The following is a 16,649-nucleotide window of genomic DNA, read 5'->3' as shown; positions in this document are numbered from 1 at the left end:
TCTTATCAGCGTTTTGCCGTTGTTGAAAATGATGCGAATAATAAAACTGAGTTTATCCTCCCCCGCAAGTATCCCCCATGGTATTTTTTTGGGGGAAGGAGACTTCATCAGCATATACCAACTCTTTACGACTTCTTAATCTTTCCCATGTTTTTTCAAATATTGTAGAACCCTTGAATAATGGATGTCCATCTAGGCGTTTTCTTACCTCTGCTTTCACTCCAGCTTTACCAGGTGTGTTAACTGGTAAACATTTCGGGTTATGCCCAAGTTCTTTAATTATCTCTAACACAGCGTGTTCTTGCTGCTGCATTCTTGAAAGCTTTTTATTATCCTGATGGCTATCTCTAGTGGTTTGAGTATCAGGTGGGATGGGTGACTGAGCCGTACTTGGATTGTTTTCAGTCGAACTAATAGGCTCTAAAGAATCGAGAAGTGCTATGCCAAATTTTTCACGTGCAAATTGATCGAGGCTGTCGAGAGTTATGTGGAGTTCACCAGTTTCATCCGTTGCCTCCTGATCGATAACCAGCATCGATGTTTTGTTTGTTAGTTCTTTTTTTATTGCACGTAAATAAATGCTAGCTTTCCTTATCCTTTCATCGCATTCGATTACTTTTTTCTCCTTTTCTTCAATAGCTTCGTATGATTTGTATATAACGCATGCATCGAGAAACTCGCTTCTTGTCATTTCTCGTTGCTGTGTTAGCAATTCGTCAAGGGGCATTGGTAGATGCCGCATCGTCGGTAAATAAGCAGGTGGAATTTCTCCGTATGGCGTGACTTTAATAATCCTCCTGTGTATTGGAGGTCGCAGCCAACCGAGCATTTTGGCTACAGCTTCATCAACTGTACAGCTCTCTTGCTCAAGGTTAACGAATATTTCTTCTTCTGGCATAATTTGATGTGGATTCATTTTGTATATTAATGTTATTGAATGTTTTCAGGATGATCACCACAACACTGAATGCTATGGTTGGGCCTCTATTCTTGTTTGATCTTCATTGATTTATCGTGCTTGATCGTACCCAGAGAATCTGTCTCATAGATTCGATCACCGATGATTCGGTATTGATTCGGATTGGTGCTATCTCTTGTGCCGATGCTGTCGGTAGGTAAAACCCGCCCATCCTTTTGAATGATAAAATGCGGTCTATCCGCCTGGATAGTGCCGAGCGAATCTGTTTGATAGATTCGGGTTTCTTCTTTTTGTTTGTCTGCATGACCTGCAGATGTGAAGCCAATGCAGAAGACGAAAAACATTGTTCTAAGCATGCCTATGCTCCTGATCGTTTTAGGTCGAAGGATAAAGCAAAGTTGTAGTTAAAGGTAAAAAAATAAAATCTGAAGCATGCAGGAAGATGAATTTGTCGAGTGGTTACTACTGCCTCGATATTGATACGGTTTTTCCGACGAAGTGGCGAAGCAGTGGAAATCTGGGAAACTGGAAAACTGACACTCGCATGCACAGCAATCCAGGTTTCCGACAACTGAACCTGAGCTGGGTTCTGCTCTCAGCTTTCCTCAAAGAGCCACATGCGACAACATCACGGTGATACATCCTCCGTGACATTTCATCTCTCTATCTATCTGCTTGCAAGTGTTGATGCTATTGGGTAAGCGCAGTGTTTTCAGTACAGGTTAAGCCCTGATAGCTTCAACTATTTTCGGAAAATTGATAGCCAGGTTTCCGGAGCTGATATCAATGCATAAGCCTCCTTTGAGATGACCGACTATGTTACTGAGGTTACTCTTCAGATAGTGTAAGCGGGTTTTTTCTTCATTGAAATTCAGGGAATCTATCCCCTGCTTGTTCTGTACTGCAATGATCCCATCAATTTCATCAATGCGGCTTTGAATTTTGGTTACGGAGTTAGCCACAAAGTTATCGTCGAAAAACTCATTATCAATATTGCACGGGATAAATTGGGTATTGGGAAAGAATTCTTTATATGCAAGCGTGTTGATGGTTTCCATGCCAACCCAGCCCGACAGGAGGCTAGATGCTGAAACAATGGAAATGATGGCTTGTGAGGATAAGATACTCTTGGTGATGAAGGACTTAATTTCTGCTCCAGCCAACATTGCCTGCGAGTCAAGAATAACCGTGATACCGGTCTCCTTGAGTCTTCTGGCAAGGTCGTTGACAATGAGTGCATCGGCGTGGTTATAGGAAATGAAAACCGTACCGCCCCTGATAAATTCATCGATTAGCGTTTTGTTCCTGTTCAAATAGTCCACAATGGGCTGCTTCTCAGGAACGTTTGTTTTTTCCATCCAGGCCAGATACTCATTGACCCCCTGCAGCTGGTCAATCAGGCTTTCTGTACCATGACAGGCTTCAGTCAATTTAAAAGCCAGTTCTACCAGCTTGTATTGCGGCTGTGCATTACGATGCACTTTTGAAAGGTTTAATAATTTCTTATGCAAGTAATAAAATATTTTTTCTTTTCCTGTTGCATCAATATCGCGGGAATCGTTACCGCTTAATACTTCCAGCAATTTCTTAACAGCATTTTTTTCCTGATGTATCTTCAGGAGGTTTTTGCGTAAGTAACGAATAGGACTGCTATAGTTTTTAAAGTCTTTTGAAAGTACCGGCAGTTTGTTTTTGCTGTCATCGCTGGTAATGATCCACAACTTTGTCTCATATTTGCTGCCGTTCTGTTGATAGGGCATGTAGTCAAAATACAGGTGAACACCTTCTGCTGCCAGTTCAGGCATTTCTACTTTTTGCTCTTCAAAGAACTTGAGATTTAATGCATGCGATTCGATTTGTATGATGATTTGTGGTTCGCAATCTTCAACCTGGTAGTTTAAGTCTCTAGGATTAAATGATTTTGGCGCACCGTTATAGGTTGACCAGAAGTAGGCATTGCGCAGATGTTTGCCCGCATCAATTAAGGGTAAATAGGGAGATAATTTCCCCCCAACCTTGACTCTCAGCGGACACAGGAGGTAGCGGCTGATATGTCGATAAAACTGCTCCTTATCGAGGGCATCAGCTGTTTTTGTTATTTCCTCTTCAAAGCGATCATTAAAACCAATATCAAACTTGACTGAAAAGCGGCCATCCGATTGAAATCGCCTGAATAGGATTCTGGATTGATAGGGTGACTGATGTAGTAAATGAAAGAAGTGCGATTCGCCCATACCGCATAAATTAAGTACACCATGGACATCGCAATACTTCTGCTCGCTATCCCACGGGCCATAGACAATGGCATTGCGACTCATCACTGGCCCGAAATAGCGAACGACCTCCTTGGCAGAAGGTTCTGGCCATTTAGGTCTTTCGGTTCGGGCAGGACTTGATTGAAAGAAGCGGTAATCCAGTATGGGATACTGAACAGTAATAAACATAATAAATAATCCGGCTTTTTAAGCTGCCTTCTTGACTTCACTGAAGTGAATGTCTTCATTATGCTCTATGCGTAATAAGACAGGTTCCAGTAACTCACCGTTGTCGGTGTATCAATCAGATATTAGCCTATTTTTTACTTTTGATGGGTTTTCTACCTGAAAAAGAAATATAGGACCACACATAGCAGAAACATGGTGGGAAGAATTGGGTAGAGTTCCAGTTTTCCAGAAATCCAGATTTCTGCACTCATGCACGGTGAGCAGTCCACATTGCCATGCACTGCATCAATCTTCATGGAGGTGAGAGTGACGGTTGGGGACAGGGGTAGAAACCTGGAAAACTGGAAAACTGGAACGCTGATACCTGGTATCGCACTCCACCGTCCCGGATTTCAGGTTTCCAGAATTCCAGCGCTCCGTGCATCCCCCACCCCCGTGTCAGTCGATCGCGGCGAGAATGCTCTGCGCTTCCGGGTGATCCAGCATGTACTCCCGCAGCCAGTGGTACTGCTGGGCGCACGTCTCGGCAAACCCGGCAATATCGCTAAACGACAGATGGCTGTAGGCGTAGAGGCATACGGTGATTCCCAGGGCATCGGCGGACAGATCGCCTGCATAGCCATTGTGACAGATCACCTGGAAATCCTGGTCTGCATACGGTGCCATATAGAAGCCACCATTGCTCAGGGTGTAGAACTCCCAGTAACCACCGTTGTAATCGGGAGATAGCTTCCCTGCCAAAGCATACACAGCGGGTTCCAGCCTCAGGGGAAAATGAATGCCAAACAACCGGGCAGTCTGTTCGATACGTTGTTCATCGTCGACCAACTGGCGTGTGATCATGGTATTACTGTTCATGATTAGCTCCTCTTTACATAAAAAAATAGCAAAAAAATAAAAAATAGTAGGATTGGAGCAGCACAAGTACATGCACTGCTCCCGCGTTGATGCCCTTTCTCCAGACGTGCAAAAGCCTCCACAGTGGGTGGATATCGTGTTGGTTGCTATGGAAAAAGTTGGGAGGAAGTAGGGAGGAGGGAAAAAGCAGATGCAGCCAATAGACGGGACTGAAAGTGGCGGAATCAGTCTGAAGATAGCTGCATGATTTCCTCAGGATTCATTCTCGCCATTAGACTGGCCTGAGCGATGACTGCATCCGGCAAGGCTTCATCCGGGATATCCCAGGTGAGGACTTCATTGATCGCATCCAGTAGATAGTTTTGGTATTGCATGGTTATGACTCCTTTAGTGGTAGTGAATGAAATAGAAAATGACACCCGCCAGAACGAGCATCACGATGAAAAACACGGGGTAGAGCTTGATCAGTGCAACTAAACCGACGAGACCAAACAGCCGGGTACTGCTGAATAAAAGGCACAGCAAAGTGATCATGACGAGGGTGGTAGTGGTTGCCATCGATGATTTTTCTCCTAGAGATTGATGGTTCAAATGAAGGTGGAAAGAACGAACTCACAGAAAACAAACAGGAAAGACACGATGAGGAAAATCTTGAAACGGGATCGGTATAGGCTCGGTATTGCAGGGTTGCTTCATTGCGAAGCCAGAAAACCCTTGTGCTTCTTGGTGTTAGGCACTAGAGCGTCAACTCACCTACGGAATTTAACTCCAACGCTCAGTTGGTAGGAGCGGTAGCGTTTTCCGTGGAAGATTGAGAGGCAGCTTTCCTACCGCGTTTGGCTGGCTGAACAGTGGATTCAGAGGGTTGTTTGCCCTCCTCTACTTTCTTATCAACAGCCGTATTGATGCGCTTTCTGATCTCCGCCATAAACCCAGCAGGATCGGTACGCTCATAACCCCGTTTTTTATCGCCCAGCGGTTTCACCAATCCTTCCGCTTGCAATACTGCCAGCAAGAAAGCTGGGCTATTGAGGGAGCGACCTTCGAACAGGGCAAGCAAGATATGCGATACGATGGGTCTGCTTTTGGGTTGCTTATCGAATGCTTGCTGTATGGCATCGAACGCTACCCACTCATCGTTGAAGAACCCACCGCCAGTATTGTCTGTTACCCGGAAGCAGATATTGGATTCAGCATTGCACCCCACCTGATAGGTCAGGGTTGATTTACCGGAAAGTGAGCTGCAGGAACTCACCTTCAGAATCCGTATGTCGGGATTGGGCACATTGGATCGAGTGCGTTTCATGTTGGAACTCCTTTAATATTGATGTTGATGATTGGTTGCTGCTTTCATATAAGATGGCGTAAGAACCGCAACTACCGATTACTTGAAGGTTGTCAGGACTGCGATATTGCCGTATTGCTGCTTGATGACGGCTGCCAGATCGGGAATGCCCCTCTCTACACCGCCGATATCAGCCAGATATTGACGAGCAGAATCGAGATCGGTCGTCAGCCAGTATTGGATCGCACCTGCTAATTCAACCTGCAGGATTGTCACATCGATCAATATTGAGGGATGACGACGCAACAGATCGATTAGCGCTAGGCATTCAGCATGGGCTCGCTCCAGATTGGCCTCGTACTCCATGATGGCTGCGCGTTCTTCGTAGTCTTCCCGTAAGCTTGGATCGAGCATAGCTACAATGTCGGCCACGAGCGAATGCAAAGGTGTTTCCATTGATGTCTCCTATAGAAGTGATACGGAAATGAAAAATCGTTGGGTTCCCAGCAGGAAACCAGGGGTGGGAGGTGGAGGGAGAAACTGAAAAACTGGAATGCTGGAAAACTGCTACCCGGGGAGGCGGGATGAGGGGATTCAGGGCTGTTCGATTGCTGCGTATTCGGCACACATCGCCAACAAGTCGCCATCGATGCCTGGTTGCTTCGGGATAAACAGAGCGACGCAAAAGCCTTCATCGTTGAAGATGAAAACCATCTCGTAGCAATTGGCATGTTCCTCTAGCGCTTCGAAGGAAGGCGAGAAATCCGGTTCGCCATAACGTGTGTCGTCGAAGAAATTGCGCAGTATGGGCCAGCCGACTTCCTGCTCCAGGACTTCGACGCTATCGCCAGGTTCCACTACGATCATGTAGCCGTGGGTGTCGTAGTCGTAGGGTTCGATCCCACATATCTCCGAGAATCTTTGCTGTGCCAGACTGCGAATATCAGAATCGGCAATGCGACCTACCAGGGAAGGATCATTGAGGATGAGCATGGGTGTACCTTCTATCGTTAATGGAAGACAGAAAAAGCAAAACGCCCAGGGCCAATGAATGACCGAGGGCGCTTTGTAGGATTGCGACGCTTTCAGATTATCGAGCCCATAGCGTCGCCGAAGGCTCTTGTGGTTGTGGTTCTAAATGGTTATTTTAATTTGAATATTTTAGTGGTTGAACATGTAGGTAAAGTGTCCAAATCTTCTGGAATCATCGGAGTTTCTTGAAATTATGACGTACACGTAATGGATAAAATAACTGTTTCAAGAATAATTGTAGCTAGGCTCAATGTGAAATTTTTCATTGGAAAATATGAAATACCATATTATCGCGAACTAAAGTAATCAGCTGATACAGCTTGGCTCAAACTAAAAACCCTCAGGAAAAACTAGGTTGGTTCAGAATAAGACCTCTGGTATTGAATTAATAAACAAATATGAGTAAATCTAAAGCTTCCATAATCAGAAAAATTAGAACAGTTAAAACTTTAAATAGGCAGCAGAGATTAGTTCTGTTTGTTGGGGCTGGCATATCAATTGGGTGTGGACTGCCAAGTTGGGATGCTCTCACACAGGCTGTTGTGAAAAGGATATGGAAGAAAGACCAAATTAGCGTCGGGCTTATTAACGGACATAGCAATATACAAGCTGCACGCTATGCGAGAAAAAAAGCAGGAATTGAGTTCAATCAAGTTGTGAGAGACTGCTTATATAACAGCGAATACTGCATCTCAAATACAGTCCATGCAATTGCAAAATCTGGAATATCTAATATCTGTACATTCAACTTTGATGATCTCATCGAAGACGCTTTTCTGCAGAATGCTATTGAACCTAACGTTGCGATTTTGGGGCAAGCATTTAAAGCTAGTTACGATGAGCCAACAATTCTTCATCCTCACGGTCTTTTAGAAAGAAATGCGTCAAAGAATGAGCTTACTAATTTGAAAATTATTTTCTCGGAAGATGACTACAACGCGCTTTACTCTGATCCATATTCATGGGCAAACTTAGCACAATTAAGTTTATTGATTAGTCATTCTGCATTATTTATTGGAATATCATTGACTGATCCTAATCTACGCAGATTGATCGACGTTTCACGTAAAAATGGGTTCAATAACCAGCATTTTGCAGTATTTAGAAATCCGTTATCCGGTGCATCAAAAAAAGAAAAGCCGTACTTCAGAAAAGTTAGATACATGAGGGAGTTGGATCTCATGGAATTAGGAATTACTCCATGGTTTGTTGATGACTATGAAAATATTGAAGAAATACTTGATGAAATATCAATACCTTTTGCTTAATTTTTCTTGGAGTATGCCATAAACACTGGCAAGATATTTTTTGCCCAAATAATAGATTTCTACTGTGACAACTTTTGCTCGGTATGTCGAGCAGTATGAAGCAATCGTGGCTTTTGCGCGAAGTCTTGTGCTAAACACTATTTCATCAAACTGCCGAAACATTAGCACTAAATTGGCCATTCTTCTGACAATTAAGACAATACGTATTACCCTCCCTTTATTGGCTCAAAGAATATAGACCAGTAATACTCAGCCGCTCCTTGATTTGTAAGTAGACTTTTCTTGGCACGTTGCGGATTCGATAATCTCATTCCCATCGGCTTCAATCCAAGGATATTGCCGTTATCCTCCACACTCATGCTTTCGTTAAGGCTATTTCTTTCTCCAAGCCCCGAACAGCTATAACTTATCGACGATGACCCTCTTGAACCAAAGGAAGTGCCGAGCCAAATACCACATTTTGATACTTGGCTTCCATTACGGTAAATTGTGGCCTCGAATGAGCGAGCATCCACCCTTTCGAAATGTGTATTGATTCCTTGATTACGTTCTTTGATTTCATTAAGCGAGTTCTCAAATAAACTGGCTATGTAATTGAAGGCATTGGATATAAAAATATCTCGGTCGTGATCAGAAAATGATTTGGATATAGCTAGATTACTTGAACGTGGTGAATTTGATTTTACCGGTTCAGCTTGGGCGAAAGCAGTTTTTGCATATGGACCGATAGTCATTACAGGCGTTTTTTTGCTAGATGCAGAAATACGCTTTGCGACCGCTTCAATGCCCTCTGTAATTTCAAGGAACGCATCATCCAAACTTGAATACTTTTCGACTGGTTTACCGTCTTTGGTAGCTGCCTGTAGATTACCAAAGGGTAGACCTTTCCAATGACATGAACGAAGAATAACTGGAATAACTACAGCTTCCCCACGGTCATGACGAGCGAGTGCTTCAATCATTTCCACCTCATAACAATAGCGCGAGGCAATGAAATCTGAGCTTACCAGCAAAAGTATGATGTCAGCACTGTATAGCTCATCGTCAATACGATTCGCCCATTCCTCTCCCACAACAATACGACGGTCATGCCACGACTCGATGATCCCTTGATATTGAAGACTCATCAAGTGCTTTTCGAGCTCGTTTCGATAGCTTTCATCAATGTGTGAGTAGGAAAAGAAAACTCGAATCATATTTTGATAATTTAATGAATGATGCATCCCTTCGAATGCATTAACCGTAATCGTGCCATAAAAATGCACAATTAGAAAGAATCCAGTTAACTGCTCTGGTTACATTGGAAGCTTGGCAGAATGAGTCGAGCTATAGGAAATGCTTTCGAGGGTTAACTGCTAATTTGGCGCCGTTAAAGAGGTTTAGTAAATTCGAGTGCTGTGCTTGCGATATAAGTGCGTCGGCGCAAGCATCAATCGGCAGGCATTACCGGAATACCCTTTATAGAGCAATGAGATGTATATGTTTGGCTCACCAGGTAAATCTGGTAACTGGATAGTTAAGATTTTAGTTAGGTTTCAGAACTAATTTTTTAGTTTAAAGTAGTTAAATTAAACTAAACCGAACATTACTGTGACCAAGCGGATGGGCATTCACCAATTGCTTTAGCAGATCCCTTAAGTGTAAAGGTTGATTCTCGACCGTCCGAGAAGCGGACGTAAATACTAGAATGTTTTTTGAGCTGCTCAATAAGGTAGTCAAAGTTGGCAGCGCAAGCACGACAATCAGAAGTGATCTTTCCATGTTTGTCCACACTAAAGCTTTCTGGGTGTTTCTTGTCAAAAATAATCAGCAGTTCTGAATTTGGTTTTGGACCGTCACCAGCGAGCATGAAACTAATTGAACTACCCATATCAAGAGGCCACTCTCTGCCGCTCAGGCAGGCCACATAAATTTTATTACCAGATCCACGTGTAACTTCTGCCTCTGACACCCCTTGACCCCATCCACTGCGCCAAATGTCATCGGAGGTTTCTGTTGACCATGCAAAGAGGTTGCTGGCAAACAGAAAAGCTAAAAATCCCAACTGTAAATGCATAACTTCTCCTTATTTCCTTATTCTTAAATAGCTATGCTACAAAAGCATTTGTGGTATGTAGTACATTGATAATGTTTACTAAATTTTAATTTCTCTTTTATTGATTTCTGCTAATTTGGTTCTTTCCCACTACCTTTGCAGTGTTGACATTCTATAGGAGAGCACTGTATTTGCTCGTTTTCATTTAAATCTTGCAGATTAGCTTTGTTAATTCTTGTACCACCACAGGCGGTACACACTTGCTCTTGCTTTTGTTCTTGTTCTTGATTGCTCATTTTCTTTTACCCTAAAATCTGAATAGCATATAAGCACATTAAATTAACGAAAAATTGAAACAACGTAAGCTTGTGACATTTGCTACAAACCCATCTTATGGAAGTTTATCCGAATGAATTCCTGTATTATTAAGACTCCCACTCCCTTTCAATTCTTTTATTAAATTCTTTTGTTTTCACGAAACCGATACGGATAGGGTTACTCTTCATTGTTTCGAGTAACATATCATACAGCCAGTCTCGATATACCTCAGTTATCGTTGTGGTATTGCCTGCACGGCTTTTGACCCTCAGCCTGCGATTCTTGACTGGCTGCTCCCGCACTATGCTGATGTGCTTTAACATAGCTTCCATCAATAAATTCCCATTCACAATCCGGATCAATGGACAACGCTTTGAAAATCCTGAACCATTTGTTGCTTAATGTCCACGCTTGGTTGTTGTTGAGTTAGGTTGTTTTGATGATTTTTGCAATTGGAATAAATAGACGAAGTTGCTAAATCTGCCAATTTCATTCTGATTACAGTAGATGGTGATGTAAATGTTGTTGATGAACCGATAGGTTCAATCATTGCCGGTCGCTGGAAAAAATAGGAAATATTCTATCGGCGAAATATAAAATGACATATTGTCGCTAACTGGAAGAGTTGGCTTATGAAATTTGACTATAGCTCTATCTGAGTGCATCCAGAATGTCTTCGAAGTTTTACCTAAACGTCGGATTGTGGAGCAAACTTTTGCCTAATTTATAAACTTCAGCCAATTGTCTAAGATTCATAAAATTCTTGGACCTTCTGTGCTTAAAAATAGTACATATCTCAATGCTAAGGCTGACTGAGGCTAAATGTGTATGATTCCTTTCAATACAGCTTCATAAATCAAGAGCTTCGAAAGAAATTTTGGAAAAATGTTGTAATTCTATTCTCTCTTCCCCTGCTCGCCAGCCTCAATATTTCATCTGCTGGCACTTGTTTTGCCTGTACAAGAGAAAGATCTGCTTTAATATTATTCACTTCCCCATTATGGATGGCATAAAATTCCCCTGTTGACTGACTAGCCAACTTATTGGTGACATCCGTTTTCGCCTCACTTAACATTGGTCGCAATTTATCAAGTGCAGTTTTTTCTTTAACACAACCAATAAACCAAGAAGAAATCTGATCACGCGATTTATAATCTAAATCACCTGGACTCTGTGTTGCAAGCATTAATCCGATACCAGCTGAGCGAGCACGCTTAAGCAAACTTTCCAGTGGCTCTTTTGTAGCTGGTTTGGATTGAGCGGGCAAATAAAGATCAGCTTCATCAAACAGAATGACGCCCTGCAATTTATCACTCGGTGATTTTGCAGCAAAACGTCCTATGTCCAACAATAGTTGTGATACCCAAAATAAGACATTTTCGTTATTACCTAAATAAGCAGTACTGATAATACTTAAGCGGGTTTTGTTTGTTTTTGTTTTGTTATCAGATGAACGGCCAAATAGACTTTCTGTGCTCAATAGTTCTCCTGATTGAGCAAACAGATTGCCATGTCCTAATGCTAACGTTTGTAAATCTTGAACCAGTTTTTTAAATAATTTAGTTTCGAGCTTCCCAATCGCGTTGAGCAATCGCGGATCTTCCTTATCGATGAAATCTAATAAATTATTGAGTGTTAACGCTTGATCTTTGTTTAATTCACTCAAAATCGAAATTGCTTGTCCAAGAATGATAATACGTGATTTATCTTGACCATGATCCTTATAGCCCATGATTCTTCCCAGCGAGAAGGCAGCATGATTAGCTAATTGCTCACGCTCTCCTGACGGTAAATTACCTAATCCATTGGGCACGATGGGAATACTCAGTGCACGACCTTGTCCTTCTATAGCCCCTGGTGTATAAACAGTAACCTCAACTTTGTCTTGTAAATTCTTACGCATCTGTTCGCGTATCGAGTCCGATAGGGGACTGCGCCATGCTTCATCTTTCGCATAACTACAAAGATCACCTTTCCGATCAAGCAAAATTGCAGGAATACCTTGCAACAACAATTGTTCAATAATATTCAAAGCCAATGTCGTTTTGCCACTACCGGGGCTGCCGAGAAAAGTAGCATGACGCACGAGTTGAGAAATTTCAATCTCATAAGGAGATGGTTGATAACCCTGATGCATACCTATTTTCATTCGGGAGAAATCAGAAGGCTCAGGTTCAACTATAGGTGGTTCCAATTCTGGAATATATTCAAGTTCTAAAATTTGTTGAAATGAAGGCAGACTGAGCAATGGGCGTTCGTCTTGTAGCCAATGCATAAATTCAGGTTGCTGTTCATACTGCTTTCGAAAAGATTCCAGCGCTACCATCAAGCGCCAATCGGAATCCGAGATCATCACCTTTTTGCCCCCTTTTGCTACAAATTCACCCAATCGTATGGCAATTTTGGTCTTAGGGTCGGAGGGAAATTCAACAGAGCGGATTGCAATTGCTGCACGCTTATCAGCCATCGTTTGCAGCTTATCAATCTGTCTTGCTAGGGCTCCGCCTTGTGGTGGTCTCTGACAAAAACCTACTGTTGTATGTTGTTTGATATTTCCTTCTATATCCTCAATATCGATATCCAGAAAATTTTCCCGTTGTACGATATTAAATTTGTAAGAGTTATTTAATTCTGCGGTGCAATGTTCAATAGCCCGTCTGAGCAATTGCAACATCTCACTCTCATTTTCTGGGACTGAATGTGGGCTAGTAATGTAATCATTCCATAATTGGCTCAACGGTAAAGTAGATGGTATTGGTTGCGGGTTTGGAATTGGTAATGGATTCGTATTGTCAGGCAATTGCGGTAATTTACCAGTTCGAATGGAATGTTCACGTTGCTGACGACACCATTCGAGAATTTGCCGGGTGCTCATTCCTGCTAACAAAGCGGGTGTTCCATTTTGAAACGGATAGATAGGTTCATCAGGGTTGGTATCAATCTGTTTATTATCGTAAAGGTCTTGCAAACGTATACTGATTAATTTTTGTATTTCTGTTTCATTGCGTGATGCTTTTAAAAATATCTTATCAGGATCGTGTTCAATCCGAGCAAGCTGAGGTGTCGGTAAACTATTTCTAAGCACTTCATAAATATCTCCCAGGCAAGCAAGCACAACAATCACATTGGGTATTTGTGCCAACATAATCATCGCTTGCATGGCGCGACGGAATTTAACTTCAGCTTCATCTGCAGGATGGATGTCTTCCAATTGGTCGAGGCAGATAATAAAAGCACCTGAATCGGTTGCCATTATCAAATGCGCCAGTGCCTGCAATAAGCGTTGCGGATCTTCTTCCTGTATTCTTGGTTTAATATCTCCAAGTATCTTACAATCATATTCAGACAAATCTTCACAACGAAGATATTTGCTAACTCTGAAATGAGTTGCTGGATCATTATTCTGCAAATAGAGTAGTATACGAATCAGATCAAGATCCACCCCATGAAGTCTTTCTCTTTCCTTGTTTAGGATGTCATCAGCAATTTTATAAACCAAATCAGTAAGTTCATTCCGATTTAATACACTATTGCGTAACTGGTCGATGTCACTTTGTGAAACAATATTTCGTCCTTCGATTAATGCGTTGGATAAACGCCTTAACCCTGTCATATTTCCGTTCGACTCAAAATAGGGTTTATCGAATGAATCTATGGTGTAGCGAAGAGCATAGCTGGCATAATTTGAAAATGAAGAAGTCATTTGCATATAAGCAAAATAGCCTAAAGCTTTCTCATGCGTAAAATTACGAAATGCACGCATGAGATGCGTTTTGCCTGCCCCAGATTCTCCTAGTAGTAACATAATTCGACCGGAATCAGTTGATTCCAGGATATTGATGCGATTCAGCAAACGCTCAAAGCAATCATGACTTTCCTGATGAATGCTTTCTATGTCATAGGGATCGGGTTGCCAAACCTGATTGTGATAGGTAATAGCCTGAAAAACATCTTCCTTTACGCGTGAGCAGAAAATCTTTAAACGCATGTCTTGTTCAATATCAGACATTTTATGACCCCAAACTTATGAAATGGAAGATTGCATTTAGATAGGGTGTTTCTGATGCTGAAACCTCTTCCTGATTCATGGCATAGGTCAGATCTGCATGGATCAGGCTAATTAGTCCTTTATTATTAGCAAGCGCAAGATAATGCTTGAACTGGTTTACATCCAGTCCAAACTGCTTACCATCAAGTTCCATTTGTCGCCAGACATGCGAGATAAATATCTTGTTATCGCCAAACCTGCCTGTCTGACACCGTTTGGCGGATTGCATTACCTGAGCAGCAAAATTTTCCAGGTTTAGCGAATGGATTGAGGGTACTTGTAGCTCAAGCTTTGGGTTTTGCTCGGTAGCCGATGGCTTTACTATGGCTGCTTTCAGAATAGCCAAACGAAGTTCTTCTAGATCAGTGCGTCGTGCACTCACTGCTTTTGCTACCAGTTGTTTCAGGGCAGATTCCCAAGGCAATTCACGCTCTGCACCCAATAGATTGTTCAGCAGCAACGTAATAATTGAACCTTGTGTAAAAGGCTTGGTATATCTGTCATTAGAAGTTGACATTTTTTTTTGCAAATTTGCAGTTACTGTAGTGTCGGTCAATTGTTGCCAAAGTAAGCTATCTCGTGCTTTGATCAAAGAAGTGTAAGCACCTGTAGATAATTGGTAGGCATTTGCCAAAATGCTTGCTCGGAGGCCATCAGCGCTAGCAATACATTGACAATCTCGATCATTTACAGGCGCGGGCAGTCCCAGTACAGAAGCAATCAGATAGCAATTCTTTAATGTCGGCCAGCGCGTTGTTGGTGGTAGAGAATGTAGGCCTAATATCTGAAGTGCTGGCTTTCGTCCCTCAGGTGTAATTTGAAATCGTGACTTACCGATTTCTTGTAAAGCACCACACTCATTTAATTGCTTCAATTCTTGTAACCATTCATCACTTGAAGGTGGGTTGAAGAAAAAATGCTCCAAAGATTTTTTTAATTCACTGACTACTAACCCATCAGCTGGTGAAGCTAGGAATCGAATCAAAATAAGATCTTGAAGTGTTATATTTTTTAATTTAATCATTATTAATCTCTAATTTGATTTTCCACGTCGATACTGTAACGCTTGGTGAACAGAATCAAGAATTCCTTCAAGCATAGAAACAACATCTTCTGCCAAAAAGCGTAAAACAAGTATGCCATGCATTTGTAATATAAAATCCTTTCGACGATCTCGGCGCCAGGATTCTGGTTCCTGAAAGTGATAATAACCATCTATTTCTAGAGCTATTTGATCAGAAATGGCGAATAGATCAATTTCCATCGGCCGATTGCCAAATGGAAATGGCATTCTGGCATTCAACTGAAAAACGCCTCGTGTCTCCGGCACCAACTCTAGGACGTGGAATAGAAATAGCTCAGCTTGACTGCGGGCGAGGGAATAATCATTGCCTTTTTCTTTAATCAGTTGAAACAATGACTTTGCTTCATCAATCATTTGTGCCGGTGCATCATATTGTCGTAAAACACGATCTACTTCTTCAGGCAAAGTGCAGTGTAAACTTTTATCTGGATGCACTTCGATCATTCCATGACGTAACATTGCTTTAATTCTTGATTCAGGGGCTTTTTTACAATGATTCTCAAAGTTTGTGGGCGTAATTGACAGTGCGATCGGAATACTAGGTAAGGACTCTGCAATTTGTACCAATGTTCGAATTAAAGGTGACAGCAATAATTCATCATCAGTAATTTCTATTAATAAGCCAGGTAAAATATCTGTAGATAATAATTCTGCAAAAGCCATGATCCCTTGAGCCAAATTCTGATCATCTTCTAATTTCATAATTAGCGCTAAATCGGATACTAAGCTAGATGTTAACTTTCGAGATATGGAAATTTGTTTCAAAAACCAACTTAGAAGCAATGAACCTTGGCTGGAAATTTCCACAGATAACTGCTGTTGAAATATTTCTAATTCATAATTTGACTTACTCAACAATGTAAAATGAATTTGCTCTATTGAACACTCATTGACTGCTGCTAGATAAGATAAAAGCTGATGGCGCAGTTTGGGGGCGGCAAGTAACTTATCTAGCCAGCTGATTGAAAGTGATTTAGGCATACTTGGAGACCAAATTGCAGTATCCCTGCCTTCACCCTGTATCCATTGACACCATAGCTTCTGAGTGTCATTGAAGGAACCGCTTAGAACAGTTAGCGTAGGGATACCTTGGTTACGCCAATGTGATTGAATATCGAGATAGGATTGTAGAGAACTTTGTGGTTTAGTCTGTTCGATATTAACACTGTGTTCCAACATTTAATCTTTTCCGCTATTAGTATAGAAAACAACAACAACTATCCGGCTATATTTCCTATGAAATCAACTGGTTGATGATCTGAAAGAAACTTGAATTGTTGTTCATGTTCGTAAATAATTGTTGCAATGTGATTTTCTTAAAATAGGCAAGTGATAAAAATCTGTAGTAAAGTGTAAAG

At 41.8% G+C, this 16,649-nt stretch carries 16 protein-coding genes and 1 pseudogene; 1 reads left to right on the top strand and 16 read right to left on the bottom strand.

Features of this window, described 5'->3' with window-relative positions:
- Window positions 1-52 precede the first annotated feature (52 nt).
- The 9 genes from C8R30_RS11915 to C8R30_RS11885 all read right to left on the bottom strand — a co-directional run bounded on the left by C8R30_RS11915 (window position 53) and on the right by C8R30_RS11885 (window position 6,499).
- On the bottom strand, window positions 53-916 hold the full coding sequence (locus tag C8R30_RS11915; RefSeq protein WP_143068247.1) for a hypothetical protein: 864 nt from the start codon (window positions 914-916) through the stop codon (window positions 53-55).
- A 68-nt stretch (window positions 917-984) separates the two neighbouring features.
- On the bottom strand, window positions 985-1,275 hold the full coding sequence (locus C8R30_RS11910) for a hypothetical protein (RefSeq protein ID WP_143068246.1): 291 nt from the start codon (window positions 1,273-1,275) through the stop codon (window positions 985-987).
- Between the two features lie 366 nt (window positions 1,276-1,641).
- Window positions 1,642-3,363 carry a toll/interleukin-1 receptor domain-containing protein gene (locus tag C8R30_RS11905; protein ID WP_107790195.1) on the bottom strand — a complete coding sequence of 574 codons (1,722 nt, stop codon included), beginning with the start codon at window positions 3,361-3,363 and terminating at the stop codon, window positions 1,642-1,644.
- 438 nt (window positions 3,364-3,801) lie between these two features.
- Window positions 3,802-4,221, bottom strand: coding sequence for an antirestriction protein (locus tag C8R30_RS11900; protein ID WP_090671710.1), 420 nt, complete (start codon window positions 4,219-4,221; stop codon window positions 3,802-3,804).
- 224 nt (window positions 4,222-4,445) lie between these two features.
- Window positions 4,446-4,595 carry a hypothetical protein gene (locus tag C8R30_RS15955; protein WP_177182369.1) on the bottom strand — a complete coding sequence of 50 codons (150 nt, stop codon included), beginning with the start codon at window positions 4,593-4,595 and terminating at the stop codon, window positions 4,446-4,448.
- 13 nt (window positions 4,596-4,608) lie between these two features.
- On the bottom strand, window positions 4,609-4,779 hold the full coding sequence (locus tag C8R30_RS15950; protein ID WP_177182368.1) for a hypothetical protein: 171 nt from the start codon (window positions 4,777-4,779) through the stop codon (window positions 4,609-4,611).
- Between the two features lie 217 nt (window positions 4,780-4,996).
- Window positions 4,997-5,527, bottom strand: coding sequence for a hypothetical protein (locus C8R30_RS11895; protein ID WP_090671707.1), 531 nt, complete (start codon window positions 5,525-5,527; stop codon window positions 4,997-4,999).
- A 78-nt stretch (window positions 5,528-5,605) separates the two neighbouring features.
- A complete protein-coding gene (locus tag C8R30_RS11890) occupies window positions 5,606-5,962 on the bottom strand; it encodes a hypothetical protein (protein WP_090671704.1) in 357 nt (118 codons plus the stop codon).
- Window positions 5,963-6,100: 138 nt separating this feature from the next.
- Window positions 6,101-6,499, bottom strand: a complete 399-nt coding sequence (locus C8R30_RS11885) for a hypothetical protein (RefSeq protein WP_090671701.1) — start codon at window positions 6,497-6,499, stop codon at window positions 6,101-6,103.
- A 437-nt stretch (window positions 6,500-6,936) separates the two neighbouring features.
- On the opposite strand from C8R30_RS11885, the gene C8R30_RS11880 reads away from it, so the two are divergent.
- Window positions 6,937-7,806: an SIR2 family protein gene (locus C8R30_RS11880; protein WP_090671698.1), complete on the top strand. Its 870-nt coding sequence runs from the start codon at window positions 6,937-6,939 to the stop codon at window positions 7,804-7,806.
- Window positions 7,807-8,012: 206 nt separating this feature from the next.
- Here the strand turns inward: C8R30_RS11880 and C8R30_RS11870 are convergent, their stop codons facing one another.
- The 7 genes and pseudogenes from C8R30_RS11870 to C8R30_RS11845 form a co-directional block, all read right to left on the bottom strand.
- Window positions 8,013-9,071 (bottom strand): toll/interleukin-1 receptor domain-containing protein, encoded by a 1,059-nt coding sequence (locus C8R30_RS11870; RefSeq protein ID WP_218143486.1) that lies wholly within the window; start codon window positions 9,069-9,071, stop codon window positions 8,013-8,015.
- A gap of 320 nt (window positions 9,072-9,391) precedes the next feature.
- Window positions 9,392-9,862 (bottom strand): hypothetical protein, encoded by a 471-nt coding sequence (locus C8R30_RS16205; protein WP_218143485.1) that lies wholly within the window; start codon window positions 9,860-9,862, stop codon window positions 9,392-9,394.
- 110 nt (window positions 9,863-9,972) lie between these two features.
- Complete coding sequence (locus tag C8R30_RS15945; RefSeq protein WP_177182367.1) at window positions 9,973-10,137, bottom strand: hypothetical protein; 165 nt, start codon at window positions 10,135-10,137, stop codon at window positions 9,973-9,975.
- Window positions 10,138-10,392: 255 nt separating this feature from the next.
- Window positions 10,393-10,513: pseudogene (locus tag C8R30_RS16440) on the bottom strand (IS5/IS1182 family transposase); the annotation flags it as partial.
- Between the two features lie 502 nt (window positions 10,514-11,015).
- Window positions 11,016-14,168, bottom strand: coding sequence for an AAA family ATPase (locus C8R30_RS11855; RefSeq protein WP_107790193.1), 3,153 nt, complete (start codon window positions 14,166-14,168; stop codon window positions 11,016-11,018).
- Window position 14,169: 1 nt separating this feature from the next.
- The gene (locus C8R30_RS11850; protein WP_107790192.1) at window positions 14,170-15,231 is read right to left on the bottom strand and encodes a hypothetical protein; all 1,062 of its coding nucleotides are present in this window, start codon (window positions 15,229-15,231) and stop codon (window positions 14,170-14,172) included.
- Window positions 15,232-15,240: 9 nt separating this feature from the next.
- Window positions 15,241-16,470, bottom strand: coding sequence for an endonuclease domain-containing protein (locus C8R30_RS11845; RefSeq protein WP_090671689.1), 1,230 nt, complete (start codon window positions 16,468-16,470; stop codon window positions 15,241-15,243).
- Window positions 16,471-16,649 lie beyond the last annotated feature (179 nt).

It is taken from the genome of Nitrosomonas nitrosa (genome assembly GCF_003051105.1).
Taxonomy (GTDB): domain Bacteria; phylum Pseudomonadota; class Gammaproteobacteria; order Burkholderiales; family Nitrosomonadaceae; genus Nitrosomonas; species Nitrosomonas nitrosa.
This window is presented reverse-complemented; position numbering and strand designations above follow the sequence as displayed.

Bases quoted from the DNA above. Each gene is read 5' to 3' on its own strand.
- C8R30_RS15955 (WP_177182369.1), bottom strand. From the start codon at position 4,595: ATGCAATACCAAAACTATCTACTGGATGCGATCAATGAAGTCCTCACC.
- C8R30_RS11850 (WP_107790192.1), bottom strand. From the start codon at position 15,231: ATGATTAAATTAAAAAATATAACACTTCAAGATCTTATTTTGATTCGA.
- C8R30_RS11895 (WP_090671707.1), bottom strand. From the start codon at position 5,527: ATGAAACGCACTCGATCCAATGTGCCCAATCCCGACATACGGATTCTG.
- C8R30_RS11900 (WP_090671710.1), bottom strand. From the start codon at position 4,221: ATGAACAGTAATACCATGATCACACGCCAGTTGGTCGACGATGAACAA.
- C8R30_RS11905 (WP_107790195.1), bottom strand. From the start codon at position 3,363: ATGTTTATTACTGTTCAGTATCCCATACTGGATTACCGCTTCTTTCAA.
- C8R30_RS11915 (WP_143068247.1), bottom strand. From the start codon at position 916: ATGAATCCACATCAAATTATGCCAGAAGAAGAAATATTCGTTAACCTT.
- C8R30_RS16205 (WP_218143485.1), bottom strand. From the start codon at position 9,862: ATGCATTTACAGTTGGGATTTTTAGCTTTTCTGTTTGCCAGCAACCTC.
- C8R30_RS11845 (WP_090671689.1), bottom strand. From the start codon at position 16,470: ATGTTGGAACACAGTGTTAATATCGAACAGACTAAACCACAAAGTTCT.
- C8R30_RS11890 (WP_090671704.1), bottom strand. From the start codon at position 5,962: ATGGAAACACCTTTGCATTCGCTCGTGGCCGACATTGTAGCTATGCTC.
- C8R30_RS15945 (WP_177182367.1), bottom strand. From the start codon at position 10,137: ATGAGCAATCAAGAACAAGAACAAAAGCAAGAGCAAGTGTGTACCGCC.
- C8R30_RS11910 (WP_143068246.1), bottom strand. From the start codon at position 1,275: ATGCTTAGAACAATGTTTTTCGTCTTCTGCATTGGCTTCACATCTGCA.
- C8R30_RS15950 (WP_177182368.1), bottom strand. From the start codon at position 4,779: ATGGCAACCACTACCACCCTCGTCATGATCACTTTGCTGTGCCTTTTA.
- C8R30_RS11885 (WP_090671701.1), bottom strand. From the start codon at position 6,499: ATGCTCATCCTCAATGATCCTTCCCTGGTAGGTCGCATTGCCGATTCT.
- C8R30_RS11855 (WP_107790193.1), bottom strand. From the start codon at position 14,168: ATGTCTGATATTGAACAAGACATGCGTTTAAAGATTTTCTGCTCACGC.
- C8R30_RS11880 (WP_090671698.1), top strand. From the start codon at position 6,937: ATGAGTAAATCTAAAGCTTCCATAATCAGAAAAATTAGAACAGTTAAA.